The organism is Brucella sp. NBRC 113783, from assembly GCF_040372265.1.
GTDB lineage: Bacteria > Pseudomonadota > Alphaproteobacteria > Rhizobiales > Rhizobiaceae > Brucella > Brucella teleogrylli.
Genome location: NZ_BAABRX010000009.1, coordinates 101,303 through 128,250, shown reverse-complemented (window position 1 = coordinate 128,250; position 26,948 = coordinate 101,303). Strand labels below are relative to the sequence as shown.

The window sequence follows — 26,948 nt, the reverse complement described above, 5'->3', positions numbered from 1 at the left end:
GAGCGTTGCAACGGTTCGTCTCCATGCACTCAGCGACCCGCAATTGTTTCTCTGTTCCATCTCGTCGCCGAGCCGCACACACAATTCGCTACCATCGCCTCGAAGCTTTCGATGCATGGAAAATTGCCGCCTGTTTCGCCTGAATATCTACGAGCCCCTGGCCTTTCCGGCCAGAGAAACTTAACGTGACCACACCTCTCAAATCATTCGACGACGGACACTTTGCCTCATTAGCTAGCAGTATTCCATCAAGATGGTGACGCCAGGGACCGAGCTTTGGCTGCGGTTGACGGGAGCGCTCGTATTTGAACTCAGTCTCTTCACTGCGCAGAACCTTCCGCACAACCTTGCGCGAAACGCCCAGTTCCCGACAGATCGCTTTGATCGTTTTGCCCTGCACATGAGCAAGACGTCGTATCTTCGAAATAGTCTCCACAATAAGCATCCAATAGAAAACCTCCGATTGAAATCGAAGGTCATGTTACCCTTTAAATAAGGGGTCCCGTTTGGATGCCGATAACCCCTCAAACGGGGTCCTTATTCCATGCTTAATCACAGCAGGGCTAGCATCAGCTTGTCCGCTTGGCTTAGAGATTAGCTGATGCAATCCTCTAAACGCGGTTCTCAGAAAAGAGTTCCTGAACGCTTTTCGAAGATGGACTGCGGATGCCCAACTCCTCTCTCACTCGGTTCTTTTGGTGAGCTAACCTTGCAGCCAGTTCCATCAATTGCGACCGCTCTCGCAAACCGCACTGATATAGTTTGATAACACAAGCCGCGAGTTCGCTGGGTGAATAAGGACGGCCGCTTTCTTCGAGAATAATGGCGGCTGTCGTAAAACAGCTGCGCAAGAAATCTACCTCGTTAGGAGTATAAATGCAGCTCGCTTCGTTAAAAAACGCCATTTCAACCTCCTGTTGTTGGATAGAGAATGCTACTTCAAATTTGCTAATATAAAAGCCAGAGTTTTTCACAAAATATAACGACAACCATGAATCTAGAAAATGTGCCTCATCAGCGATGAAGCGGACGAGGCATGCGCCTGCTAAAGCGAGCCCTACCAAAACAGGCGCATGTTTGTCTAAAATCGGTCAGTTGTTGGTTAGGGCATGCAGCTCATCGTCGTTCAAGAGACGATATTTTCCCCTATCCACCTTAACAAAAAAGGCTTCTGTTGATTTGCCGAGGGTATGATCTGAAAGGAATGTGTTATACTGTCCATAACGCCACCCGTGCGCATAAATGCGAATGTCCCTTGCGCCGAACGGTTCTTTCAAACTTTTTTCAATTAATACGGCGTGACGAATTCGCGTAATTACCGTTAGCGCATTATCTTTGCGCAGCTTCTGCGGTAATTCCCCTCTTTTATTCCAATGCATGCTCCCCTCCCCCGAGAAAAATTCATCAGCTTTTTTAACGCATGTCCCCTTAAAGTGACTTGCTCGCCCCGAGCGACAGATCGCCCGGGGCTTACAAATACGATTAGTCTTGATGATCAGGCATTTCTTCAAGCTGGGCTTTATTCCAACTTGTAACTGCATGCACGTCGCCGTTTTCGTCTCGCATAAATTCAAGGTCGCTGATTGGAACGGCAACCGGTTTCGCCCCAATTCCGAGAAATCCGCCAACGTCAACAATTACGGTGCTTCCAAGCCCCGCACCATGAACGTGATCAACGGTGCCAACTTTCTCATCGTCGACACCGTACACTGTCGCCCCGTCAATATTATCAGCAATAAGTTCTTCATTTGTCAAGCGGACATGATTGGTGTGATCCATCTTCTTTCCTCCTTGTAAGGAAAACGAAACATCTGCGGAGGGGCATTTGTTCCGTGAGTAAATGTGACGAGTTTAAATATGCTGATCTGCGGCTCTGCGGTGGAACAATTGACCTGGCTGATGGTTGGGATGCTGAGGACAATAGTGATGAAAAATAATTCACCAAAGAAAAGCGCTGGCGCTCGTATAAGTGGATCTGTCCAAAAAGGCGAGACCGGGGATAAAGCTGCTGGTTTTGATCCGGCAGCGGCGCCGATGGAAACCGACGCAGAAGCTGGAGGATCCTCATTTCCGGATAACGATGCAATACCGCGATCAGACGGAGATCCAACAAAAGCCACTGAAAGTAACGCCTCCAGTCACGCCTCCGGCCTCCGGGAATGGAATTCCGATGAATCTACTCGTTCCTCCGAGCGAACCGGAGACGAGGTCTGCTCCATCTCAATACAACCCTAGTAAATAACAGACGAGCCGCCACTATATTTCGAGACACCTTTGCAGTAAGTTGCCGGGTCATAGCGCGGTAAAGATTGCGCGTTTGCGGATGTCGTAGTACTTGCGAGCAACGTAATTCCGATTTCGGTATAAAATTTCATGATTCCAACTCCAAGCCCTCGTTGGACATTATTGGTGTGAGCATAAAATTCAACTCCGACAACGTATGCTTACCATCGGTAACTCATAGCTTCAGGACTTTTCCCTTATTCTAAAAACGCAAAAAAGAGGGCCGTAGCCCTCTTTCAGTCAGTATCGGTAAAAAAGATCAGAAGCTAACCTTCAAAGAGGCATTGAAGCCATTTCGTTGTGCTCCGGAACCAAACTGGCCGCTATAGGACACGCCAAGTGTGGCATCTTTCGAAAGTTCGAAATCCAACCCGGCTTCGATGATGGCGGTATCCTTTGTTATCGGAGCGCCTGTAACGGTGAAAGCGTTCGAGCCAACAAAGCTGGCCGTTGAAACGGGGTTCACGTCTCCTGCAGCATGTCTCCAGCCAATATCGGCGCGGGCGGTTGTTGGGATGCTTCCAAGATCGAAGCCAGTCGATGCTCGAAAGCCAAGCGTGCTGAACGTTGTGCTTGTGGTATCGGATTCCGTGGATAACGCCGCTGCGGTTTGGCCGTCCTCATCGAAACCATCAGTTTTCAAACGGACATAAGACAAATTGACATACGGTTCGATCACAGCCTTCGGGAGTTGGATCTTGTATCCGAGTTCACCAAATATCTGGAACGTTCCTGCGTCGTAATCGGCATTCAAGCTATCGCCGAATCCACGGAAGGCAACAGATCGGTTGATGTCCAACTGATGCCAGGTGTAGGCAACGCCTGAGTTGAAGGCCAATGCGTTGCCGTTTGGCATCTGCCATTCAGTACCCGTGTAAGCACCAATGGTGTAGTTATCGCTGCTGCCGGATGATGCTCTGCTATCGACATCGAAGGAGGTATGACTATAGCCAGCCAGGAGGCCGAGTCGCCAGTTTTCGTATACAAGCCTGTCGATACCGGTGACGAACCCGCCAACTGAAGATTTCAGCCGACCCGTGTTGCCATTCGGATCCTGTTCACTCCAGGCTCCGTAAGCGTATCCCCATCCCGTATAAAGATTTTCAGAACTCGCTTTTGGCGTCACAGTCTCGAAGGCTTCAGTCTTATTGGGTTCAGAAGCATAGTTCATCGTGGCCACTGGCGCTGTAGGTGTCGAGCCGTTGGCTTGTTGCAGCCGATTGGTGATTGCGCTGTTGATGAACTGCGACTGATTGATCAGTGCACCTTTCGCGGATGCGTAAGCTTCACCTGACAGACCATTAAAGGCCGACCGGGCTTCTTCAGCCGACTGCATCAAGAGCGTGTTGTAAAGTGCCAGTGAACTTCCTGCCTGAGCGAGGGAATCCAGAGCCTGAGCCGTTGCGAACTCGTTTCTCGTTTCTGTGACAGTCGTGAACAAAGGCGTTGGTTTCGGATTTTCTCCTTGCCCGGGGTTGCTACCTGGATCTGGATTGTTCGGTTCGGGTTCGGTTGCAATAGGCTTCAGCGCGACGTTGAAGGCATTTGAACTCTGATCTGGATCGAGTGTGAAGGTTAGGAACGCTGAGTTCGATGTCACATCCGCAAATTGTCCGTTAACGAGATTAGCTGCAGACAGAATGTTGTAATTCTGGCCTGCTTGGTAGCTGATTTCGGGATCAAGTGCCGTGATAACGAGATGCGAACCGCTGATGTTTGCCCGACCTGTTACATTGACGAGATCGGCACTGCCGTCGCCAGCCAGCTCAGCCATAAGGTAGGAGCCAGCCTGCAGGGTTAGGTCACCATTGATCGTCAACGTTCCAATCGAATTGCCTGGCGACAGAATACCACCGGATTGAATGCTTATGAGTGAACCTGGGCCTGAACCCAGCGTGCCGTATCCGCCGAGTGTTGCTCCGTCGAAAACAGTCACATTGCCGCCAAGCTTACCGTTCCCCAGATTGTTCCCAACGATCAACTTGCCGCTCTTAACCGTGGTCGAGCCTGCATATCCAGAACTGTCACCTGTCAAAGTAAGGGTATTGGTACCTTCTTTGATTATGTCGCCATTGCCAGCATAGATACCTTTCCAGGAAACGGCATTCGAACGATCATAGATTAAGGTGCCAAGGTTGGTAATCGTGCCAGTGAAATTGGTGCCGCCGATAAGTCCCGTTGTACCGCCATTGCCCAACTGAAGTGTGCTGTTAGGGCCAATCAGAACATCTCCTCTCGAACTATTGGTGGTAGTAAGAGTGAGCTTTCCGCTGCCGACGTGGGCGAAAAGACCATTGCCAGTAATTTCTCCGTTGTAGAGGACGTCATCTGAGCGATTGAAAACAACCGCGCCATAATTGGTTATGCTGCCAGCGACTGATCCTTCAGTCCCGCCATTTCCTAACTCCAGGACCGCACCAGCCATGATGCCTGTCCCGCCTGTATAGCTATTGGTACCAGTGAAAACTTGTTGTCCACTACCGATATTTACGCCGCCATCCCCGGAGATCACACCGCTAAACGTTCCAGCGGCGTTATTGATTTGCAGGTAATTGCTGCCAAGCGCGATATTTCCATGGCCTGAAAGGTTGTTAATCTGTGCGGAACTGGCATTGGAAACGTCGAACGTTCCATCAACTTGAACGCCGCTAGATTGGTTTACTCGTCCTTGACCGGATAGAGATAATGTCGCTCCGTTGGCAATCGTAGTTGCGCCAGTATAATAATTCATTCCCTCCAAGGTCAGCGTGCCATTTGGGGAATTGCTGCTATCCTTGACCGTCAGGCCACCACTTCCTGAGATTGCCCTTCTGACAGTGCTATCGTTCCCTGCCATGTCGATGGTGCCACCACCTGCCGACAGATTGATTGCCCGCGACGTCGACAAATCAAAGGCTGAGCCAAATTTGAGTTCGCCCCCATCGAAGGTTAGTCCTCCGTTGACGTCACCGAGATTGCTATCAGAGGAAACAGAAAGCGTACCCTGGTTGAGAATCGTGCCGCCTGCATAAGTGTTGTTTCCCGAAAGTGTAAGCGTACCCACACCGTTCTTAATAAGCCGCGCCGCCGAACCACCGCCTGAATTCGCCTGAATTTTGCCCGTCAGAGATATCTGATGTCCAGCCGTATCTACCGCGAGATCGGTATCGGCGTTTAGACTGAAATTGTTGGCTAATGTTACGTCTTTGTTGGCAGAGAGAGTGCCCGTAGCAAAAGTTGTCGTAATTCGCGCTGTTGAAAGGGCAGTGTTATCGCCCGCTACGATAGTGCCGTTGCTAAGAAGGATGGACCCTGAGCCGCCGCCAAATGTGTTGGCATTGTTAAGGACGAGCGTCCCGCGCACTGAGATACCCGTGCCGACGCCACTGATCTGACCATCGATTACAAGTGTTCCAGAGCCAGTTTTATCGATGAGGCTGGATCCGCCAACTATATTTCCGGTAACCAGCCCCGTGCCTAACGTAGAGAACGTCAACATATTATTATTTGTGACGATATTCCCAGTTAGTGTTGCATTGCCACCGCTGTTTATTTGAACCGTCCCTGACGTTAACAAATCAAAATCATCCGAGACGGTTTGTTCACCGGAGATAATAAGCGTACCACCTGAAAATACACTCTGAGCTAGCGCTGATGAAATGAATGTTGTCGAAGACAACACAAGTATGGACGCCGCGATAACGCAGCGCGAAGTATTTCGCGATACTGACATGTTTTCTACCCCAAGACGCTTTCCGACCGCTGCGTCTATGTGCCCCAAGTTTGATCTTCGCATTCGAATGGACGAGGCGAAGATATTGCCCATTTTTATATTCTCAAATTTATGAAGTATTTTTATAAGGAAATCTACGAAAAAACAGCGGGTAGTTTGAAAAATTCCCGTAAATTTTTAGAGAGTTTACATGACTATACTTGAGAAGCTTACGCAAAAAAAGCCGCCCAACCATGATGGCTGGGCGGCAAGTGAAGGACCCAGGAGCAACCCAAAGTCCTATCCATGGAAATCGCTATGCTTGTTCTGTGCGAGGGGGCGTTGCGATTTCCAAACTGGTTTAGAACTTCACATTCAGGGTGGCGTTAAAGCCATTCTGTGTTGTGTCGTTACCGAACTGACCCACATAGCTCACCCCAAACGTCGATGCTTCAGTGATCGCTAAATCAAATCCGGCTTCGACGAGTGCTGCATCCTTTGCGATTGCCACACCCTCGACGGTAAAGGCATTGCTTCCTGCGAAGTACTGCGTGGATTCCGGCGTGATGTCACCATAAGCGTGACGCCAGCCGAGAGTTCCCTTCAGATTGGCTGTGGTGGGACCAAGCTGGAGGGGAGCCGATGCCCTCAGACCAAGGGTCGTGAAGGTGGTGCTGGTCGTTTCACCGTTAACAGACAAAGCTGCCGCATCGCCCTTTTCAGTGAAACCGTCGGTGTGCAAACGAACATGCGACAGGTTGGCAAACGGTTCAAACGATGCCGCTGCCATATCGATGCGATAACCAAGTTCACCAAATGCCTGGAATGTACGGGCATCATAATCAGCATCGAGACTGTCGCTGAAACCTGTGTAAGCAACCGAGCGTGAAGAGTCGATGCTATGCCAAGTGTGCACGAGGCCAGCGCGCAGACCAATCGGTCCCCACTGGTTGCCACCATAGACACCCAGATGCCAGTTATCACTCGTAGCTGAAGCAAAACGACCCTTGGCATCAAGATCGGTCTGGCTGTAACCACCGACGACGCCGAGACGCCATCCGGAAGCAAAGCCAACATCCACACCGGACAGGAATCCGCCCGTCGTTGACTTGAGCCCGCCCGTACTAGCGTTTCCATCGTGTTCCACCCACGAACCGAAACCAGAGGCCCATACACCGTAATCATAAGAAGCTGGTGCAACGGCGTCGAACGGCTGAGGCGCGCTGCCCTTTGGCGATTGGGCGAATGACAGAACAGGAGCGTCCTTGGCTGCCACACCCTCAAAAGCTGAACGAAGGCGATTGTTAATGGCATCAGCAGTCAGATTTGCGGTGTCAATAAGACCTGTTTTAACCGATGCATGTGTGTCACCCGAAAGCTGGTTGAATGCATCACGGGCTTCTTCCTCGCTCGCAAGGAACAGCACCGAGTTGTATAGCTCAAGCGACGAACCGCTTTGTTCCAAGCTATCCAGCGCACGAGCGGTAGCTATCTGATTGTTTGTCTGTGCTACCTTCTCGAAGACGACGGGAGGGTTCTCCGGATCAACAGGATCTGCTACCAAGCCAACCTTCAGATCAACCTGATTTGAGAGATGCTCAAGTTCAGCTGTCAGGAAGACTGATTTCGATGCGGCTTCAGAGAACTCACCGTCAACACCACCACCCGCAGTCAGAATTGTATACGTCTGTCCGTCCTGATAGCTAACCTTGTTGTCGAGCGCATAGACATCTACACGACCGCCTTGCAGGGTTGCCTTTCCGGTTACATCGATACGATCACTCGTGCCGTCGCCAGCGATTTCAACTGCATAAACGGAATCCGCACCGAAAGTCGCATCGCCCCCAACCTTGACGACACCGATGGAATTACCGGGCGTGATCATTCCATTCGCGGAAAGATTGCCAGCAATATCCCAATTGCCGCCTAAGATGGACGTCGGATCAACGAGGACACTGCCGCCCACGATAATTGGACTGTTGATGCTACCGCCGTGTGTGGAAGAACCGTCATTCAATGCAACATCGCCCCCGATATTCGCACCCGTGGGGTCAAATGTGAATGTGCTGGAAGTACCCGTCAGGTTTCCTGCTATCTCCGTTCCAGCTTCAAAGGTCAGATCAGTACCGGATTCGGCATCCAGATCAGTGATGCCTTCGATTCTGCCGTTGTAAGTGGCACCCTGTTCCACTTTTACGTTTGTGACACCCGTTGTTTTTGTGATGTCCGTGTCGACAATATCACCGCTTGATGTCGAACCTGCGCGCAAATTGAGATTGACTATGCCGTCCCCACCTGCCTCAGAACGATTCACCTTCAACAAGGTCCCGTCATTCTGAGTGGCGACTGTTCCGTTGCCCAAGCTTACATTCTGAGTCTGGCCAGATTTGGAGAATGTGGACTCGAACGTTTCCTTGCCGGAGATGATTGAAGTGTTGTTAAGCGTTACATCAGCGCTGTCGGTCAGTCCGATACCGATGCCGCGTTCAGATTTCAGCGTTGAATCCGAAACCGTAAGAGTGCTGCCGTATTGAACCTGGCCAATATAAGCGTTCTCACCGGACGCGGTGATCGTCGTGTTTTTTAGTTTGATCGTACCCGACGTTTCGTCAGCGCCAACAACCGCGCCAGCTCGGAAACCGTAGCTGTCGGCACCAGTCGTGTTGATAACCAGGTTTTCTGCATTAATGATGCCGCCGTCAGTCGTTGCCGTGCCACCAACAGCGATAAGACCGTTGGCATTTTCATGCGGCGAATTCGAGTTCTGCTCTCCCAGAACGTTGTATGTGCCGCCTTTCAGATTAAGAATTCCGCCCGCATAGGCCCAAGCAGCATCGCCAACGTCACCAGACGTCGTGATGTTGACGTTCTCAGCATTCAGCACAGATCCCGCACCGGATGCATACACACCGTAGGCCATGAAGCCCTCGGTGGTGATCGAAACATTCTTCAGATCAACATCGCCGCCATTCAGCGCATAAGCGCCATAGGCGCGCTGTCCAAGTGTGTGAATCGCCGTTCCTTCGGCACTGACAAGGGATCCATTACCCTGAGAGAAAAGGGCGTAGCCGCGCGAACCGTCACCATCTTGCGTTCCTTTGCCTTTTTCATTGGCGGTTGTGATCGAGCCACCCGTCAAACTGATCTGGCCGCCATTGTCAGCAAACGCACCGTAGGAATGAACGCCATTCGTCGTTATGACGGTATCTACGGCAGTGATTTTGCCACCAACCGTGTTTTTGTCATTGTTGGCGTGAAGACCGTAAGCAGTGTCGCCCCTTGTGGTAATGGCCGAGTTGTTCAGCGCAATGGTTGAATCGCTTTCAGCAAACGCGCCGTGACCATTCACGCCATTGGTCGTGATTGTCGTGTTGCCCTGGATTGTGCCGCCTTGAACAGCGTGCAGACCGACTGAGAAAACCCCATCAGTTGTAACGCTTCCGCCAGTCAGAATAACCCGCCCGCCAGGATTGTTTGCATCCTCCCCTGCCTGGATGCCGTGAGTCTTATCGAAAGTGGTTTTGATATCGGCGCTAGAACTAACTATACCGCCATTGCTGGCGAGAATTCCATAAGCGCGTTCGCCCGTGGTGGTGATCGAGCCGCCGTTCAGCGTAATTTCGCCGCCATTTTTGGCATAAGCACCGAATGTCCAGCTGGAAGAGGTGTCGATATCAACATCCGTCGCGGTTATTTTGCCGCCGACAGTATTCATATCGTTGTTCGCTAGCAGGCCATAGGCAAGGCTGCCACTCGTGGTGATCGAGCCGCCAGTCAGATCGATTGTCGAGAAAGATTCCGCAAACGCACCATACGCTCTCGCACCAGTCGTACCGACAGTCGCTGTGCCAGAGATGTTGCCGCCATCAATAGCATGAAGACCATAAGAATCATTTCCGCCCGTCGTGACATTCACGCCGTTGCCAAGATTGATTGTTGAATGATCTGCACCGTCTGCGTTGCCACCTTTGGCACCGACCTGAATTCCGTGAGCCTTCGCTCCAGACGTGATAACTGTTGTATCGGAAACGTTCGCAATTGAGCCGTTATATACGAGCATGCCCCATGCCCGCTTTGTCGGCCCACTCGTGGCAGCTTCAAAAGTGTTACCACTCGTCGTATCCGTGCCGCCAGCAGAATACCGATATGCGGCTCCATCCATCGTAACTGCGGGCTCAGCTTTCGCAACTGCGCCTGTTAGAACCAGTGCAATGGCGGTGGACCCCAGTACACGCGCCAGATCTCTGGAAATTAATGACATGTCTTACCCTCAGAATTAGCCCGGAACACAGGCTCGTTTGAATGCAGAAATACTGGTCGAGACAGATGGTATCCCTGGGCATGGGTAGCCCCGGCCATCACTGCATCGATCAGGTGAGTATTGGTTTCGACGCCCTCAACGATGACAGTCGGAGCTGCGCATTTCGCCAGTCCGATCATGAATTGAAGGCTGTTGCCCCGAGGATGGGATTCCTTGATGTCACGAACGAATGCGGCATCGATCTTGACGATATCGACCTCCAGCCGTAGCAACTGCCAGGGTGTAACTTGACCGCTGCCGAAATCATCGACGGCAACTAGACATCCGAGCTTACGCGCCGCCGCCAGAGATCTGTTGGCGGTCACAATGTCGCCGAGCGGCCGTGTTTCGGTAATTTCAAGAACCAGGCGGTGAGCCAAATGAGCACGTTCGACCAACTGACGATAAATCAATGACCATTCGGCGTCTGTGAGGCTGTCAGTAGAGATGTTGCAGCCCAAAACAGCACGTGGATCTCCGTCCAGCTCGTCAAGGACAAGCTTTATCATGTGCTGATCAAGGAGTGGTGTTTTGCCCCAGATATCCAGGATGGGAATGAATTCGCCAGCGCTTGTAATTGTACCATCGCGATTCAGAAGTCGTGCAAGGCACTCGCCGTAAAGCAGACGGTCAGCATTGGTGATGCAATGTATGCCCTGAACCGCCACTTCAATACGGTTCTCCAGAATGGCATCCGTTATTTCAGAGATCCAGCCTGGATCAGTAATGTCGAGGTGATCCATCAATTGATTCACCTTAACTTTGTTCGGTAACAGACAAAGAAGCTCGGAACGAAAGGGAACCCTTATGGTAAGTCCATGTCAAAACTCATTCGCATTGGATTAAAACACAGATTCGTCAGCAAAAACGGCCTGTCGGCCAATTCCGGGGGGAACTTTCATTGCGAAAAATGTTTACAAATATAAGCGGAGGAAAGGGTTCCCTTTATGTCAATCGCCAAGGGGGTTCGCGAGAACAAGAATGGCGTTAAGATAAATGGCAAAGCTCAGAATATTTACTATGCGCCCACGAATAGAAAAGAAGAACGAAGATCTAGTAAAACCAAAAAAAGAAATAGCTCGCATTGGTTATGCGAGGGTTTCCACTGACGATCAGCACCTTGATTTGCAGCTAAATGCGCTTCGCTTAGCAGGATGTAGTACAATATATACAGATCAAGGCGTTTCTGGGAATGTATCTAATCGACCGGGGCTGCAGGAAGCGCTGGATCATCTTTCCGATGGAGATACGTTGGTGGTTTGGCGACTTGACCGGCTCGGTAGGTCTCTCGTTAATCTCGTTGAACTTGTTAATAACCTTGGAATGCAAGGAGTCGAATTTCAGTCATTGACGGAGAGTATCGATACGACATCTTCTGGTGGACGGCTAATATTTCACATTATGGCCGCGTTAGCTGAGTTTGAACGTTCTCTTATTAGCGAACGAACCAGGGCTGGGATGGAAGCAGCACGATTGAAAGGAAAGCATATAGGACGGCCGCGAAAAGTGAAAAGCAACGAGCGAAAGGAAATAAAAAGCGCGTTTATGAGAAAAACTTCCATCTCTGAAATTGCCAAGAAATATAAGATTTCAGCCCGTGCCGTTCGCGCTATAGTTAATAGTTCGAGTGAAACGGCTTAATTTAGAGGGAGTGAGGCATGTGCGGTCGATTTACACTGTACCACCACCTACCTTGGTCAGAGGTTCAACGGCTGTATCTGTCCGACGCATGATGTCCTGTTCGTTAGTCACGCCAACGACGAGATTTCATTGCGAGAGGGCAGGCGCTGCCAAATCCCAGCTGATGGATTTTACAAGTGGACGAAGAATGCCGATGACGGCGGTCGCGCCCCTTGGCATATGGATCTACCTGAACATTCACAGTTCTCCTTCACTGAACTATGCACGACTGAAGCACCCCAGCCGTGGACCACCGACGCTTCGGTATACAAAAAATGAGCCAGTGGACGAACAGCAGTTACGGTGGGGGGCCAAGCTGACGAATTGATTGCCAGTCAATAGATCCATTCCACTACGGACGTATCCCCGTGCTCTGCTCCCTTAAAACTGGACCGTTTATAATGAGAGTTTTCCGCGCTATTTTCCTGGCTGGAAGAAGGAGTGGAAGGCATGAAAGCATCGAAGTTTTCGGACGCTCAGAAGGTGTTTATTCTCAAGCAGGGAGATGACGGCGTTCCGGTCGCGGAAATCTGTCGCAAGAGCGGGATCAGCCAGGCAACTTATTTCAACTGGAAGAAAAAGTATGCAGGTCTGCTGCCTGATGAGATACGGCGGCTGCGCGCCTTGGAAGAGGAAAATACGCGGCTGAAGAGGATTGTTGCAGACCTCACGCTTGATCGGGAGATGTTGCAGGATGTGATCCGCCGAAAACTTTAAGGCCTGCGCGGAAACGTGATCTGGTGGCGGGAATGCTTGTTGATTGGGGAATATCGATCCGACGGGCTTGTGCAGCACTAAGCTTCGAAAGATCGACTATCAATTACAAGTCCCGCCGCACCGTGCAGGCCGCTGTTGAGAAGCGGATCAAAGAGATTTGTGAGACCCGTGTGCGATACGGTTACCGTCGCGTACACGTCCTGCTTCGTCGCGAAGGCTGGACCATCAACATGAAGAAAACACGTCGAATATACAATGAGTTAGGACTTCAGCTCAGGAATAAACATCCGAAACGTCGTGTCAAGGCCAAGCTGCGTGAGGATCGTCAACAAGCGATCGGGCCGAATGATGTTTGGGCGATGGACTTTGTGCATGATCAGCTGGCAACAGGAAAGAAACTCCGGATTCTGACTATTGTCGATACGCATTCACGCTACTCGCCGGCAACCGATCCGCGCTTCAGTTATCGTGGTGAGGATGTCGTTCAGACACTTGAGAAAGTGTGTCGTCGTGCTGGTTATCCGAAGACAATAAGGGTTGATAATGGAAGTGAGTTTGTTTCGCGTGACCTCGATCTGTGGGCCTATGCCAACAAGGTCACACTGGACTTCTCCCGACCCGGAAAGCCGACGGATAACGGGTTCATCGAAGCCTTCAACAGTAAGCTTCGGGCCGAGTGCCTGAACGCACACTGGTTCTTAACGCTTGAAGATGCGCGCGAAAAGTTGGAGAATTGGCGTCGACACTATAATGAGGATCGTCCTCACTCGGCAATCGGATATAACGTGCCGATTGCCTTGCATAATCCCGATGGCGTCATCAGCCCGCCATTGGCATAAGAGCCGGAAAATTCTAATTCCCGGCGGTCCAATCTTGGGGCTCAGTGCAAGAGCCGGAAAATTCTAATTCCCGGCGGTCCAATCTTGGGGCTCAGTGCACCCGCACACATATGGCGCATGAATTGAGCAAGGCTTATGAATGCAACAATAATTTGAATACTCTACTCTGCTGATTGGCAAAATGACGTCGTCTTCTTAATCAGATGGGAGCGAACGGTTGCAGATTTCTAATGGGTGCGCCATCGATATGAATCACGAGATTACTTCATTGGAAACCGAAAACCTTAGACGTCGCGATCATCCACGTGCGCAAAGAAGCCCAATTAGCTCAATGACTCTGGTTGCCGACAGCGGCAAACTGCAGCGAACTTCCCAATAGTTCGTTTTCCACCCCAACACTGAAACGTGTAGTTTTGCCGCTATAAACATATCTGGAGCACCGCATGCGTGCTCTTTCGCTCTCGCCGATGAAACGTCCCCTATAGCAAAAATTCCTGCCCTTCTTTAACTCATGGTCCAGACTATCGAAGCGGCATCTATAACACTCGCCCGAACATCGCGTGGCAACAACGCGTCCCCGATGCACATCGATTCAATACCCTGGCAAAGGAGTTGATGCTGAAGCGAATTATCACTCACCATTCCGGTGATTGATACCACCGCATCAATGTCTTCTATCGGAGGTCTACATTCCCCGAATACACCGCTCAGTACGGCCTTCCGGTTCAGCAGTTTTCTCACATAAGCCCTGTCGATAATTTCGACACCTTTCTGCGCTAGAGTTCTTAACAGCGGATAAGCCGTCGTAAGCCCTTCACCTTCGCCTGGGTTCAGCGCGGATGTAACCAGAGTTACTTTATTCCAGGTTTCAGCAAGTCGCTCGGCTGTTAGCATCGCAGCCAGTTTTCCGATTTCATCTCGAACAAGCACATGCCCCCCAGAGAGCGGAACATCGTATACGCCAAACTGGTGAATGCTGGCATCGATGGTTTCAATCTTGGCCGCAACAGGCCTTGAACCCGTCGCAATTACGACCAAATCCGGCGACGATTTCCTAATCGCTTCAACTGTCGCTTCTCGCCCCACTTCGAGTGTAATACCGAGTCGGATAAGTTCACTATGCCACCATGCAATGATCTTTTGAAACTCGATACGTGACGGTGTTGCAGACCAGAGTAACAACTGCCCGCCAATATCCGCAGAACGCTCGATAATTTTTGTATTGAACCCGGCGAGTGTCAAACGCCGCGCCGCTTCCAAGCCAGCTGGACCTGCGCCAACAACGACCGCCCGTCCAAAGGTAGTTATCCTCTTATCAATCACATTTTTCGAAATCCCAATGTCAGGGTTGACCATACAGCGCAATGCCTTGTGATCAAGCAGAGCGTTGATGCAGACATTGGCGCCCACACATGGACGAACCCAATCTTGCCGTCCGCGCAAAGACTTCGGCAATATCTGTGGATCAGCCACGTTCGCACGAACCATGCCGACCAGATCGGCATCGCCAGAAGCGATAATCTCTTCGGCCAGTTCAATGGTCGTTACTCGACCGACAGTTGCTACCGGAATGTTTACCGCTTGCTTGATTGCCCTCGACAGATGGCGGAATGCTCCGAATGGCGCTGGTGTCGGAGGCCAATGGTCGGCGCGTGCTAGCTTTTTCGTGTTATTGCCAGCGGTAACGCTGATATAATCGATCAGTCCGGTTTCAGCCAAAATGACAGCAATGGGAACGGCATCGTCAATCCGCATCCCACCATCGACGAGCTCGTCCCCAGGCATGCGAATTCCAAGAATCCTGTCTTGTCCCAACGCCTCTCGGACCGCTTCCAAAACCATAATCGGAAAGCGCGTCTTTCCCTCAACGTCACCGCCAAATCGATCATCGCGTCGGTTCATCAAAGGCGACAAGAAGCTTGCCAGCAACATACCATGCGCCATACTGACTTCAACACCATCGAGACCGCCGTCACGGCAGCGTGCGGCTGAGGCTGCAAAAAGCTTTACGAGCCTTTCGATTTCTTCTTCCGTGATTTCCCTGGAGACCTGCTGCGTGAGCTCTGAATGTCCCCAGGATGCCGAAACAATGTGGTCTCCAGATGTTTCCATTGCTCCCACATGGGCAAGTTGTGCGAGCATCAGCCCACCTTCGCCTTGTACAGCCTGCGCCAAGCTTTTATATCCGGGGACAATGCGATCATCGACATTGATCAACGAAATTCCGTTGGCCCAGACCTCGGAATACAACACCGGTGTCGCGCCCGTGATTTGCATTCCCAAACCAGCTTCGGCTCGCTGGCGCTGGTATTCGATGTAACGATCTCCCGGCATACCACCATCTGCCAGCCCTGGCTGGTGGGCGGGTTGATATACGCGATTTCGCAGTATCTTTCCCCTGATGACAAGCGGTGTCGTTACATGAGGAAAAAGATCAGCTTGAATGTCACTCATGAGGATACCTGAGCATTGCACTTCTTCGAGTGTCTCCCCCTATGAAGGCGACCGCGAGAAAGTTAGACGGAACGGAGATAAAGGTTGAAAAGTCGTTCGGAGGCCGCACCGAAACCAGATGCCAATCCGTCATGGACAGCACTGGAAGCAATGCGGCCCTCGCTATTACTGCTCTTGAATATAGATCACATGCGTTTCGGTAAACTCGTAAAGTCCGTGCTTACCGTCTGCCCCTCCGATACCCGACTTTTTACGGCCAGCATGGAACCCCTGCATGGCTTCAAAATTCTCGCGATTGATGTAGGTTTCGCCGAACTTCAATTCACGCGACGCACGCAGCGCTGCGTTGATATTATTGGTGTAGATGGACGATGTAAGGCCATACTCGGTATCGTTCGCCAGGGCTATCGCGTCATCAAGATTCTTGACCGCCTGAACCGGCAAAACGGGACCGAATGTCTCTTTCCGCATAATATCCATTGCCGCCGTTGCACCTGTCAAAATTGTCGGTTCATAATGGTTGCCAGTTGGCAGCGAGGAAATTTTGCCGCCCGTAACGACCTGTACTCCATCAGAAACAGCCTTCTTGACGGCCGCGTCAACTTTCTCGAGCGCTGCGCGATTGATCAGCGGTCCCATATCAAGCTTGTCATCTTCCGACGGATCACCCCACCGCGTTGCTTCAAACAACGAGGCCAGTTTTGCGACGAATTCATCATGAACCGCCTCTTCAACATAAAGCCGCTCAGCGCAATTGCAGACCTGTCCCGTATTGATGACTCGTGACGCATGAATCGCTCTGGCAGCAAGGTCGAGATCGGCATCGGCGAGTACGATTGCCGGAGCCTTGCCACCCAGTTCAAGATTGACCCGCGTCAGATTTTCGGCCGCGATCTTCATGATGTTGCTACCGGTGGAGACACTCCCCGTGAAGGTAACGAGATCGACGTCGGGATGTTTAACCAATGCCGAACCACTCGTGGCGCCTTTCCCGCCGACGAGATTAAAGACACCAGCTGGGAGGGCAGTTTCAGCAACAAGTTCGGCAAAGATAAAGGCATTGATCGGCGTTTCTTCGCTGGGCTTGATGACAATCGTGTTGCCGGTCACAAGCGCAGGTGCCAGTTTGCGCGCAATCAGGAAGAACGGGAAATTCCAAGGCAGAATACCGGCAACGACACCAATTGGCTTACGCAGCAGCAACATCGTTTCCTTTGGCCGGTCGCTCGTCAGCACTTCCCCTTCGAGGCGCCGCGCCCATTCGGCCATGTAGTCGATGTAATCCGCGGTAAAATCAACTTCCACCTGGGCTAACCCGCGAACCTTGCCCTGCTCCCGGACGATAATATCGGCAAGCTCGATGCGATGTTGTCGGATTTTGGCCGAAATCGCTCTCAAATGGTTGGCCCGCTCAATAGCCGGGAGCTGTTCCCATGCCGGTTGCGCCGCTTTGGCGGCTTTCACCGCCGCATCTACCTCTGCAGCGCTGCTTTCAGGGATATGTCCCAGAACCTGGCCAGTCGCTGGATTGATCACCTCGATTTGGGAAGCGGACGCATCATCAAAACGCCCGTTGACAAAATTTCGATAGGCTTTTGGCTCCGTCGAAAACGTATTGGATACGAGCCGTTGAATTGTTTTAGACATGCTTTCCTCCTGAAGATGTACCAAATGGTTCAGCTTAATAGCGACCGGTTCCCGTAGAGACTGGTCTGACGAACACGGCAGTCCGCCTGTGCGCCTATTCTTTACCGGTGATCCTGTTGTAGAGCGCGAGCGTGGCAAACAGGTCCAGATGTGCTCCACCTATATTCTTGAAGACAGTGATCTGATCGTCAGACTGGCGACCGGAATGCTGCGCTCGCGCCAGTTCAAAGTGATCTGCCTGAATGTCTCCATACTGGATTATGCCCGCTTGTAAGGGTTGAATGATATCACCAGTACAATCGTATCCCTCACGCGTGTCCATGCAGATCACCGCCGCACGGCGCATAGTTTCATCGTCCGCTTCTCGCATCTCGGCCATATAGGAACCGACCAGGTCAACATGAGCCCCGGGCTTCAACCACGCGCCTTTGATCAAGGGCTCCGTGGCCATGGTGACCGAAGAGATAATATCTGCTTGTGGAATAGCATCATCGAGAGAAAGCGCCACATGCACCTTGATACCCTCATTCGCCAACTCCACAGCTACCCGTTCAGCCTTCTCCGGATTACGATTCCAAATCAGTATGTTATCAATTGTCGGTCGCACGGTCAGATGTGCCCTTATCATGTGCGGAGCAAGCCCACCAGCGCCCAGGACGAGGAGCGTCCGCGCATCTTTGCGCGCCAAATAATCTGCACCCAGCGCAGAATCGGCCGCCGTTTTGCGATTTGTGATTTCGGCACCATCACACGTCATCATTGGGCGTCCAGTAGAGCCATCGAGCAAAACCACAATCCCTTGTATGGACGGTTCGGGCTCTGGTCGATTGACATTGGCCGGGAACACACCGACGAGTTTGACGGCAATAGCACGGCCCGCGGCCCAAGCTGTCAGATTTACTAATCGGTCCACATTCGACGCAGTTATCCGCCGATCAAGCAGCGGCATATCGAAGTCAGCATGTGTCTGCCGCAATGAAGCGATCAGATAAGGATAATTCAATGTCTGACTGATACGATCTGCATCCACATGAAACAGAGTATTTGTGGTCATGCTACAGCCCCCTCATCAGTCGCGCTGCATCATACATAGCGGCGTGGATATTCCGGCTATAGACAGCATCGCCGATCCGATAGAGCTGATAGCTACCGGCCTGATTGTTGATGATTGTCTGCGGCTTGAGATCGATAAATGCCTGCTGGTCAGTTTCACCCATGTTGAGAGATTCCGGGCGAAGCTGGTGGTAAAGTTCGTCGGACGGCAAAACGCCATTTTCCGAAATAATCTGCGTGACTTCGCGCTCCTGATCTCTATCGCTATATGCCTCACGTAAAACAGCAATAAGCGCATTGCCTTCGACATAGACTGAACGAAGATAATATCCCGGCGTCATAATGACATCGCGCTCGTGGAGGCGTTTCATGAAGTTGATCCGCCCTGTACCGCCCATATGCGCGCCAATCATCTGATCAGGCGCAACAATCTCCACAAGCGAACCACGCTCCGAAAGATAGTCTGCGACTGTCAGTCCTTGGGTATCACCTGTCACATCGTAAATCAGGACGTTATCGCCCGGTTTTGTCGCCCCGGACAAAATATCCCAACCTGAAGTAATATATTCACGCCCGGAAATTTCTGGAATTGCTGGCGTTCCTCCGGTAGCGACGATCACCACATCCGGATTCTCACTTTGGATCAGTTCTGCTGTGGCGTAGGTCGACATGCGTATTTCCACGCCCAATTTGCGAACCTGTAATTCCAGCCAACGGCTGATACCGCTCATGTTTTCGCGCCAGCTCACAGCTTTTGCCAGCCGTAGCTGGCCGCCCAGCTGTGTTTCCTTCTCAAGTAAAACGACTTTATGACCGCGAAGTGCCGCCACACGTGCTGCCTCCAGACCGCCGGGTCCACCGCCGATGATAACAACTTTCTTTTGTGCGTTCGATAGGTTTACTTCGTGTGGAATTTGTCCTTCGCGGCCCGTCGAAACATTTTGAATACAGCTCGCCGGATGGCCGTCAGAAACGCGGTCGATGCAGTAGTTGGCACCCACGCACTGGCGAACATCGTCCTCGCGCCCTTCCATCATTTTCCGTACCAAATGCGGATCAGCAATATGCGCACGCGTCATGGCGATCATATCGACATGCCCCTCCGCAACGGCACGCGCAGCTGTAGCCAAGTCGCGGATGGCTGACGAGTGGAAAACCGGGATATCCACCTCCGACTTTACAGCCGAAGCTAGATAGAGAAAGGCCCCGGAATCATAAGACATATCCGGCAACATGCTTTGCAACCCACGAACCGTATCTCCATGTCCCTGATGCACGTTAATGTAATCGAGCATCCCGCTTGCGGCCAGCGCCTGTGTTATGCGCAGACACTCAATGGCATCCATACCGCCTTCCTGCAGTTCGTTGGCAACGAACTTCATTCCCAGAATGAAATCCTTCCCCACGACATTGCGGATTTCCTCGATGACTTCGATAACGAAGCGCAACCGGTTCTCACGCGATCCGCCATATTTGTCTGTGCGCTTGTTCACCACCGGCGAAAGAAACGCGTCCAGCAAGTGGTGTGCCGTGGCAATCAGTTCGCATCCGTCAAGACCGCCCCGTTGGACACGGCCCGCAGCTTCGGCAAAATGTCGCTTTACCCGACGGAAGTCAAAATCCTCCATCTCTTTGGCATAAGCGCCATGCATCTCTTCACGATTGGTACTCGGACCGATCAACGGAAGCCAATCCCGCGTATCCCACGCGCCGCGCCGCCCCAAATGCGTAATCTGGCACATGACGGCAGCGCCGTGTGCATGCACCCGCTCGGCAAACTGCTCAAAATATGGAATGACGCGGTCATCGCTCACATCGATCTGATTGAAGGGAAGTGGCGAATCCTTTGATACCGATGAAGATCCACCAAAGCTGGTGAGAGCAATACCGCCTTTCGCCTTTTCAGCATGGTAAAGCTGGTACTTGTCCTTCGGCATTCCATCTTCTGCATATCCGGGAGCATGCGATGTGGACATGATCCGGTTACGGAGTGTCAGATGTTTCAGCTTGAAAGGCTTGAGAAGAGCTAGAGTATCGGTCATGGTCTATCCGTCCAGCGATTTGGGTCACGCGGGTTGAAGTCTGAAATCGTTGTCTGAATAAACTCGGTCAAATTGGCACTGCGTTGAACTTCAGACCAGCCCAGCAAACGTGCAGCAATAAACGAAGCCTCTTCGACTTGCGCCAGACCGAGGTCCTCGCTCCAGCCCACCGCCAAACGGCGTCTCAGAATATCCTCGAGGGTTCGGGCCTGTTCATTTTCAATCGCCCACTTCACTGAAAGCTCGGAAACTTGATCCCCCTGAGGAATTAGTCTGGCGGAACTATCGAGTTTCTTTCTGGGACCAGACGGCTTTACTCGCTTCGAAACCGCTTTCGTGAGCCTGCGGCCTGCATCACGATGCGTCATCAACAAGCCACCGGTAAACACAAAGAAATTCCTGATGCCCTGATCGGTGAGGTCATGTTCCATAACCTCCATAGATCCCATCGCCTCGCCCTTTCGGGCGGTTCGCGGGCGCACGCCAGCCCAGCTATAGAGCACATCGTTCCGATCGAGAGGAATGCCTGGATAAACCTGGTTCATGATTTTAAGAATGGATTCAATCTCATGGTCTTTTGCGCGATAGCCAGCATGATCAGCTTCAGATGGCGTGTCCCACGGCCCGGCATAGTGGAGATCGCCCCAAGGTATGAGATAAAATGGCGCGCCTTCCGGCGTAATGGTCTCCATGCCTATACCGCGCATTCTGGCGGGCAATCTTACGACCACATTGGTGCCCTTGGCTCCAGCGTTCAACCGAGGAGCCGAGTTCGAACAAAGGCCTGTTATGTCGTCCACCCACGCGCCAGCAGCATTGACGATGGCCTTGGACTGAAATGTCTCGTTATCACCACTGGAACAACGAGCGGTCACGTTCCATTCGCCGTTCTTCAAACGATCAATCGAAACCACTTCCATATAATTACGGGCATCCAGTCCGATGTCGCGCCCTTTCATGACGGTATCGACCACGATGCGCTCGGGCCAGGCATATTGATATTCCGTGAAGGACAGCGCGCCGCGAACGTCTTCCAGATCGGCCATTCCCTCCAGGGCTGGATGGTTGCGCGCTTCTTGCGCCGTCATAACCTTCAGATCGAGCGGTACACCCCTGTCGAAGAGTGACATGACGCCAAATGCGAGCTTTGCCCTCGGGCCGGAAATAGCGCTACGCGCATTGAACGGCACCACAAAATCAAGTTTGCGGACACGTTCGGGAGACGTTTTGACAAACTCGCCGCGCTCGCGCATAGCGCGTTTGGCCAATTCTAGACACTCGGCAACATAGAATGGACGTCGAATAAAATTCCACAGCGAATGGTTCGCTGCCGAGAAATATGTCAGCCCGCAGTGCTGAAGGCGCGACGTACGGCTGCTGGTGGCGCCGCCATAATCGCCGCGTTCCAAAAGGAGCGTATTAAAGCCTTCAGCCGTCAGGTGTTGACCAGCACTGGCTCCAATAATCCCTCCACCAATAATGATGACATCATATTTCCGCGCATTCATTGCTTTTTACCTTCTATGACGCCGATTTCCTTCAGAAAGCTCACTATTTGCATCGCAGCCTCCTTTGGTGTCAGACCGACGAGCGCTTCGCTGCCGCCACGCGACTGGCCTGGCGTAATTTTTTTTGGCCGACGCCTTGCTGGCGACCGAGTCCATTGTGCTGATTCATCGTCTCTTTTTGCTTCAACGGGTATTTGTTCAAGTTTTCCAACCCTTGCTCGAGCAAATGCACGCATTCGGGGCAACGGAGCCAACTCGCTCACAGACAAAAGCACTGGGGTTTTTACCGCCAGCTTTCGTCGAGGGACGCCCTTATACCCTTGCACAACAATAATTTCGTCGCCTTCCAATGCTTCTATGGAGCAAACGCCAGCTATGTGTTTCATTTTAAGTTGCTGAGCGATCTGATAGGGAACCATACCGCTGGCTTCGCCTTTTTCAGTGCGGGAACCGGTGAGCACTATGTCAGGGGCAAGTTCCGACAATCTCTGGACCAGAGGAGGCACGATATCGTCGTGCGACTGTAAAGGGCCGAGTACCTCGATCTTGTCCACCCCAAGCCCAAGATAATCGCGTAGCGCGACATTCGAAATATCACCCGCATGAATGGCGGAATAAGTCAGTCCCAATCGCAAAGCCATTTCTGCCGCGCGTGCATCTTCCGGCGCCATGCGTGGTTTGCCGGACACTGGATGCATACCCGTAGACAGAAGGACCGCTATCTCCATATCAGCCATGACACTTTTCTCCGACCAGAAGTGCCAGCGCAGGCATCACGGCTTGCGCATCGGCGATTATGGCAAGATCAGCACGCTTGATCATCGCCGCATGTAAATCGGTGTTCACCGCAACCACATGACGGCAGCGCTGAACACCTTGCAGGTGCTGTGGGGCACCTGATATGCCGAAAGCCAGATAACAACGCGCCTCCACAATTGTGCCTGAAGCACCGACCTGGCGATGACGTGGGAGATGACCGGCATCACAGACCTGACGGCTGCCGGCTATCGTTCCACCAAGAGCAATCGCAACATCATGAAACCCGTGCCAATCCGTAACACCGTCACCAGCACTGACGAGGAATCTGGCCTCGCTTAGCGGAGCATCGAGCTGTGAAGTGGCGACCGATCCAAGATCGCGGATTGTTTCAACCTCCTCTTTCAGTTCCATTTCAATGACCCGAGCTTCTCGTAAGGGAACGTCTCCAACCGGATCAAACCGATCCGCCGAAAGCGTCAGGATTTTAGGCAGTGATCGCTTGACCTCAATTTGGTTACCCGCCTCCAGCATGATCGCGTCATCGCGCGTTAAAACCTGAAGCGCTGTCGCTGGGCGATCGCCCAGTAGAACGGCCAGACGCCGCGCAAGATCCGCATCATGGCCTGCCTCAGCGAAAACAATGTGAGCAGCGGCGAAAAGCGAAACAACGGATAGAAGTCGGCTGGCAACAACATCACAGTCGGCTGATATCGGTAGTTCAATGAGCCGATCAACACCTAGTGTCGCTGCATCTTGTGTCGTGTTATGCTCACCTATCCGGACGAGCAACACTCCGCCAGATAACTCGTCCGCCAGCCGACGCGCTGCGCCCAGAACCTGAAGCCCTGCATCCGCCCATGGCTCTTCTGAGAGGCTCACCGCGAGAACCCATGGTACGTCATTGGCCACCGAAATCGGACGGCGTTGAGGTAACGGCCCTTGCTCCCCTGAAACTAGCGTCCGAGACTGTCGCAACTCTCTACGTAACCGCTGACCCTTTTCTTTATGGGGATATCTTCGCAGTGAAGCGGCGGTAACACGCGCATCATCGGGAATATTATCGAATTCTCTGGGATCTATTCGACGTATAAGACCCGCAGGCAGCGCTGGCCGCTTCATTCTATGAATTCGGATCATGCCCGCACCTCCCCTGTCGACTGAAGCAACAGTTCGGCAATATCGATGATCTCAGCCCTTGGTTGCGAGACCCCCTCAAGCATTTGTGTGCAGTAGGGACATGCCGTGATGACTTTAGCCGCTTGAACTGCCTGGACATCCTCCATACGCATATCTGGGATGCGCCTATCACCAGCGATATCGGTCACTGGCGCCCCCCCACCGCCACCGCAGCACCGTGAACGCATTCCTGACCGCTCCATCTCAACAAAGTTGTTGGAAATAGCTGACAATAAAGACCGCGGCGCGTCTGTCTCACCGTTATAACGCGCCAGATAGCAAGGATCGTGATAGGTCACGCGACCCGTATCCATCTGAACAGGCGCTATTTTTCCGGCCGCCACCAACTCGTTCAACACCTGAGTATGGTGTTGAACCGGCAATGACAGCCCGAACCCGCAATACTCATTGCGTAGCGAATGAACAACGTGGGGATCGATCGTAACGATACGGTTGAAACTCAGCTTTTTGAGGATTTCTATATTTGCCAAAGCCAGTCTTTGGAAACCGGCCTCATCGCCAAGGCGGCGCGCAAGATCGCCGCAGTCAAGTTCCGTCTCAAGCACCGCGAAATCAACACCCGCCTGCCGCAACAATTTAACAAGCGCACGCAAAGTCCGCTGATTGCGGCGGTCAAAGGCAGTTTCCCCAAGCCAGAGGAGAACATCGACGGGCTTTTCCTCAACAACAACCGGCATTGAAAGGTCAACGGCCCAGTCCAACCTCTCGGACAGCGGCCTGCCGCTGACAGTGTCGGTCTTATCCAAGTTGTCCAGAATTTCGGCGCCTTTGCCAGGAACCGCTCCTTCTACAAGCGTCTGATGGCGCCGAATATCGATCACCGCATCAACATGCTCGATCATCATCGGACATTCTTGAACGCAAGCGCGGCAAGTCGTGCAAGCCCAGAGCGTATCCGGTGAGATTTCAGAGAAACCGACGCCGTTCTGGCCAATCAATGACGTCAAAGGACCGCCAGATAGAGATGGTAACTCAATATGTGGATGCGGACTGCCCGAGTAGGACAGAATACTTTGAGCCGGAGCCAGATTACTGGAGATATCCTGAATAAACCGCTTCGGATTGAGCGGCAAACCGGCAGCGAAGGCGGGGCATGCGGTTTCGCAACGACCACATTGTACGCAGGCGTCAAAACTCGCCAGGCTAGTCCACGTAAAGTCGCCGACTGTGCTTACACCAAGCCTGGATTCATCAAGATTGATCTTGCGTAGGCCTGCATCTGGACGGTTAGTACCAAACCGTGCCGGACGGGCATGAAACATCAAATGCACAACCCCGGCTACCGCGTGTCGCATCGGACCATCCGTGACTGTCCAGGCGAGCCAACCTGTACTAGCGATGCCTACGGCAGCGATCACGACGATAAAGGCGTCATATGAGGATGTAGCGATGCCCGATAGAACGCCAACCGCTAGCAAGAAAAACGAAAGAATGAGTCCCGCAAAAGTGAGGGTAAGCCGACCCCACTTACCACCCGAGAGATGAGAAGGGCGTTTCGACATCCGCCGCTTTGATTGCAGCCACACACCGTAGGTTGCAACTGCGCAGGACATCACCAAAAGCCAACCGGAAACAATACCTCCGATGGGGGTAATCAATACCAGGGCAAGCATCAACATCGAAAGCACGCCACCTGCAAGCGCGGCATGCATCCTCGCGTTTTCGGGGCGCCGTTCAACAACACTATGAACGTCTCGAAGATAACGGGCAGGAAGACTAAGGATACCCTCGACAATCCGAATCTCGGCTTGTCTGCCGACCCGCCACCGCCGAGCGAGCATGACAACCCTTATAAGGGCGATCAGTGTCCCTGACGCAAGTATGGAGATTATCGCGGTCTTCGGCTCGATCACTTTATTTCAAAGTCCTGCGGTTTTTGGGCACGCGCTTGTTAACGCGTGCCCGAGGCACGTTGCAGACAAGATAGTATTGCTAGGTCAGTCGAGACTATTCGATCAAACGGGCCGCGCCGGTATCTCCAGCAGATGCCTCAAGACCGTGCTTGACGAGGATTTCAGCAATCTTCCCGTTCTTGTGAAGCACCGCAATATTTTCATCGATAGCAGCACCTAGAGCCTTGTTCTTCTTGCTCATCGGGAATGCGCCCTGACCGGCTTCTTTGGAAGCTCTGATACGATCATCAGGCTCGATAACTTTCACCTGAATACCCGTCAAAGAACCAGACTTGAGAGCCGAGATGCCCGTGGAATATCCATCAAAGGCAGCATCCAGACGACCCGCCATCAGGTCCTGATGCATGGCAACGGCTGTGGGATAAAGCTTGAGATTCGATCCAAAAACCTTTTGCAGATCCGATACCCACAAGTTGCCTTGAACAGACCCCACCTGCTTGCCTTCCAGTTCAGGCAGCTTTGTTGTACCCGCCTTCGAGAACACAGCCATCTGGTCCAGATAGAGCGGGGCAGAGAGATCGACGACGCGGGTACGCTCCTTGGTACGATACCAAGCACCCGAGCTGACATCTGCACGCCCCGATACAATCGTCTGAATTCCAGCAGCGGCTTCAGTCGGGAGCGTCTTGAGCTTCAAGCACTCCATCTTGGCGATTTCAGTAAGAATATCGGCATCAATTCCCTGCACATTTCCATCCTTGTCTATGATAGAGAAAGGAGCAAAAGGAACAGCCCCCACTGTGATGAAGCCAGGCTCCACCGTGGTAACCTCATGTTTGGGCTTGCAATCCTCGGCGTGGGCCACGGCAATCGTCAGTGCCGAGGTTGCCAAAAAGATCGATGCAGTCAGTTTGTTCATTTTCAT

19 protein-coding genes and 2 pseudogenes are annotated in these 26,948 nt (G+C 52.2%); 4 read left to right on the top strand and 17 right to left on the bottom strand.

What is annotated here, in order from left to right:
- A pseudogene (locus ABWW11_RS25300) lies at nucleotides 1–143 on the top strand (IS6 family transposase); the annotation flags it as partial.
- A gap of 175 nt (nucleotides 144–318) precedes the next feature.
- On the opposite strand, the pseudogene ABWW11_RS25295 reads toward ABWW11_RS25300, so the two are convergent.
- From ABWW11_RS25295 to ABWW11_RS21500, 8 genes and pseudogenes are all read right to left on the bottom strand, one after another.
- Nucleotides 319–445, bottom strand: a pseudogene (locus tag ABWW11_RS25295) (IS21 family transposase); the annotation flags it as partial.
- A gap of 166 nt (nucleotides 446–611) precedes the next feature.
- Nucleotides 612–1,064 (bottom strand): hypothetical protein, encoded by a 453-nt coding sequence (locus ABWW11_RS21530; protein ID WP_319081017.1) that lies wholly within the window; start codon nucleotides 1,062–1,064, stop codon nucleotides 612–614.
- Nucleotides 1,065–1,091: 27 nt separating this feature from the next.
- Complete coding sequence (locus tag ABWW11_RS21525) at nucleotides 1,092–1,379, bottom strand: hypothetical protein (protein ID WP_319081016.1); 288 nt, start codon at nucleotides 1,377–1,379, stop codon at nucleotides 1,092–1,094.
- A gap of 103 nt (nucleotides 1,380–1,482) precedes the next feature.
- Entirely contained in the window at nucleotides 1,483–1,779 is a 297-nt protein-coding gene (locus ABWW11_RS21520) for a PRC-barrel domain-containing protein (RefSeq protein WP_319081015.1), read from the bottom strand.
- Complete coding sequence (locus tag ABWW11_RS21515; RefSeq protein WP_353411542.1) at nucleotides 1,752–2,120, bottom strand: hypothetical protein; 369 nt, start codon at nucleotides 2,118–2,120, stop codon at nucleotides 1,752–1,754. The genes ABWW11_RS21520 and ABWW11_RS21515 overlap by 28 nt, the downstream gene beginning before the upstream one ends.
- A gap of 422 nt (nucleotides 2,121–2,542) precedes the next feature.
- Entirely contained in the window at nucleotides 2,543–6,088 is a 3,546-nt protein-coding gene (locus ABWW11_RS21510) for an autotransporter domain-containing protein (protein WP_319081014.1), read from the bottom strand.
- 247 nt (nucleotides 6,089–6,335) lie between these two features.
- The gene (locus tag ABWW11_RS21505) at nucleotides 6,336–10,235 is read right to left on the bottom strand and encodes an autotransporter domain-containing protein (protein ID WP_319081012.1); all 3,900 of its coding nucleotides are present in this window, start codon (nucleotides 10,233–10,235) and stop codon (nucleotides 6,336–6,338) included.
- Nucleotides 10,226–11,017, bottom strand: coding sequence for an EAL domain-containing protein (locus ABWW11_RS21500; protein ID WP_319081011.1), 792 nt, complete (start codon nucleotides 11,015–11,017; stop codon nucleotides 10,226–10,228). The genes ABWW11_RS21505 and ABWW11_RS21500 overlap by 10 nt, the downstream gene beginning before the upstream one ends.
- A 331-nt stretch (nucleotides 11,018–11,348) precedes the next feature.
- Here ABWW11_RS21500 and ABWW11_RS21495 point away from each other — a divergent pair, with 331 nt between their 5' ends.
- The 3 genes from ABWW11_RS21495 to ABWW11_RS21485 all read left to right on the top strand — a co-directional run bounded on the left by ABWW11_RS21495 (nucleotide 11,349) and on the right by ABWW11_RS21485 (nucleotide 13,510).
- A complete protein-coding gene (locus ABWW11_RS21495; protein WP_413464711.1) occupies nucleotides 11,349–11,915 on the top strand; it encodes a recombinase family protein in 567 nt (188 codons plus the stop codon).
- Nucleotides 11,916–12,044: 129 nt separating this feature from the next.
- Nucleotides 12,045–12,233: an SOS response-associated peptidase family protein gene (locus tag ABWW11_RS21490; RefSeq protein WP_353411539.1), complete on the top strand. Its 189-nt coding sequence runs from the start codon at nucleotides 12,045–12,047 to the stop codon at nucleotides 12,231–12,233.
- Nucleotides 12,234–12,404: 171 nt separating this feature from the next.
- A protein-coding gene (locus tag ABWW11_RS21485) for an IS3 family transposase (RefSeq protein ID WP_109988023.1) occupies nucleotides 12,405–13,510 on the top strand; the annotation gives its coding sequence in 2 pieces (ribosomal slippage) (nucleotides 12,405–12,666 and nucleotides 12,666–13,510; 1,107 coding nt in all).
- 504 nt (nucleotides 13,511–14,014) lie between these two features.
- Here the strand turns inward: ABWW11_RS21485 and ABWW11_RS21480 are convergent.
- From ABWW11_RS21480 to ABWW11_RS21440, 9 genes are all read right to left on the bottom strand, one after another.
- The gene (locus tag ABWW11_RS21480) at nucleotides 14,015–15,964 is read right to left on the bottom strand and encodes an FAD-dependent oxidoreductase (RefSeq protein WP_319081008.1); all 1,950 of its coding nucleotides are present in this window, start codon (nucleotides 15,962–15,964) and stop codon (nucleotides 14,015–14,017) included.
- Nucleotides 15,965–16,129: 165 nt separating this feature from the next.
- Complete coding sequence (gene aldA / locus ABWW11_RS21475; RefSeq protein ID WP_319081007.1) at nucleotides 16,130–17,635, bottom strand: aldehyde dehydrogenase; 1,506 nt, start codon at nucleotides 17,633–17,635, stop codon at nucleotides 16,130–16,132.
- Nucleotides 17,636–17,705: 70 nt separating this feature from the next.
- Nucleotides 17,706–18,665: an ornithine cyclodeaminase gene (locus ABWW11_RS21470; protein ID WP_319081005.1), complete on the bottom strand. Its 960-nt coding sequence runs from the start codon at nucleotides 18,663–18,665 to the stop codon at nucleotides 17,706–17,708.
- Between the two features lies 1 nt (nucleotide 18,666).
- Complete coding sequence (locus ABWW11_RS21465) at nucleotides 18,667–20,706, bottom strand: NADH:flavin oxidoreductase (RefSeq protein WP_151654259.1); 2,040 nt, start codon at nucleotides 20,704–20,706, stop codon at nucleotides 18,667–18,669.
- Nucleotides 20,703–22,214: an FAD-dependent oxidoreductase gene (locus ABWW11_RS21460; RefSeq protein ID WP_319081004.1), complete on the bottom strand. Its 1,512-nt coding sequence runs from the start codon at nucleotides 22,212–22,214 to the stop codon at nucleotides 20,703–20,705. Before ABWW11_RS21460 ends, ABWW11_RS21465 begins: the two co-directional genes overlap by 4 nt.
- Nucleotides 22,211–22,951 (bottom strand): adenine nucleotide alpha hydrolase family protein, encoded by a 741-nt coding sequence (locus tag ABWW11_RS21455; RefSeq protein ID WP_319081003.1) that lies wholly within the window; start codon nucleotides 22,949–22,951, stop codon nucleotides 22,211–22,213. The genes ABWW11_RS21460 and ABWW11_RS21455 overlap by 4 nt, the downstream gene beginning before the upstream one ends.
- Complete coding sequence (locus ABWW11_RS21450) at nucleotides 22,944–23,852, bottom strand: electron transfer flavoprotein subunit alpha/FixB family protein (RefSeq protein ID WP_192800943.1); 909 nt, start codon at nucleotides 23,850–23,852, stop codon at nucleotides 22,944–22,946. The genes ABWW11_RS21455 and ABWW11_RS21450 overlap by 8 nt, the downstream gene beginning before the upstream one ends.
- A gap of 254 nt (nucleotides 23,853–24,106) precedes the next feature.
- Nucleotides 24,107–26,023 (bottom strand): DUF3483 domain-containing protein, encoded by a 1,917-nt coding sequence (locus ABWW11_RS21445; protein WP_268878417.1) that lies wholly within the window; start codon nucleotides 26,021–26,023, stop codon nucleotides 24,107–24,109.
- A 94-nt stretch (nucleotides 26,024–26,117) separates the two neighbouring features.
- A complete protein-coding gene (locus tag ABWW11_RS21440; RefSeq protein ID WP_319080999.1) occupies nucleotides 26,118–26,948 on the bottom strand; it encodes a substrate-binding periplasmic protein in 831 nt (276 codons plus the stop codon).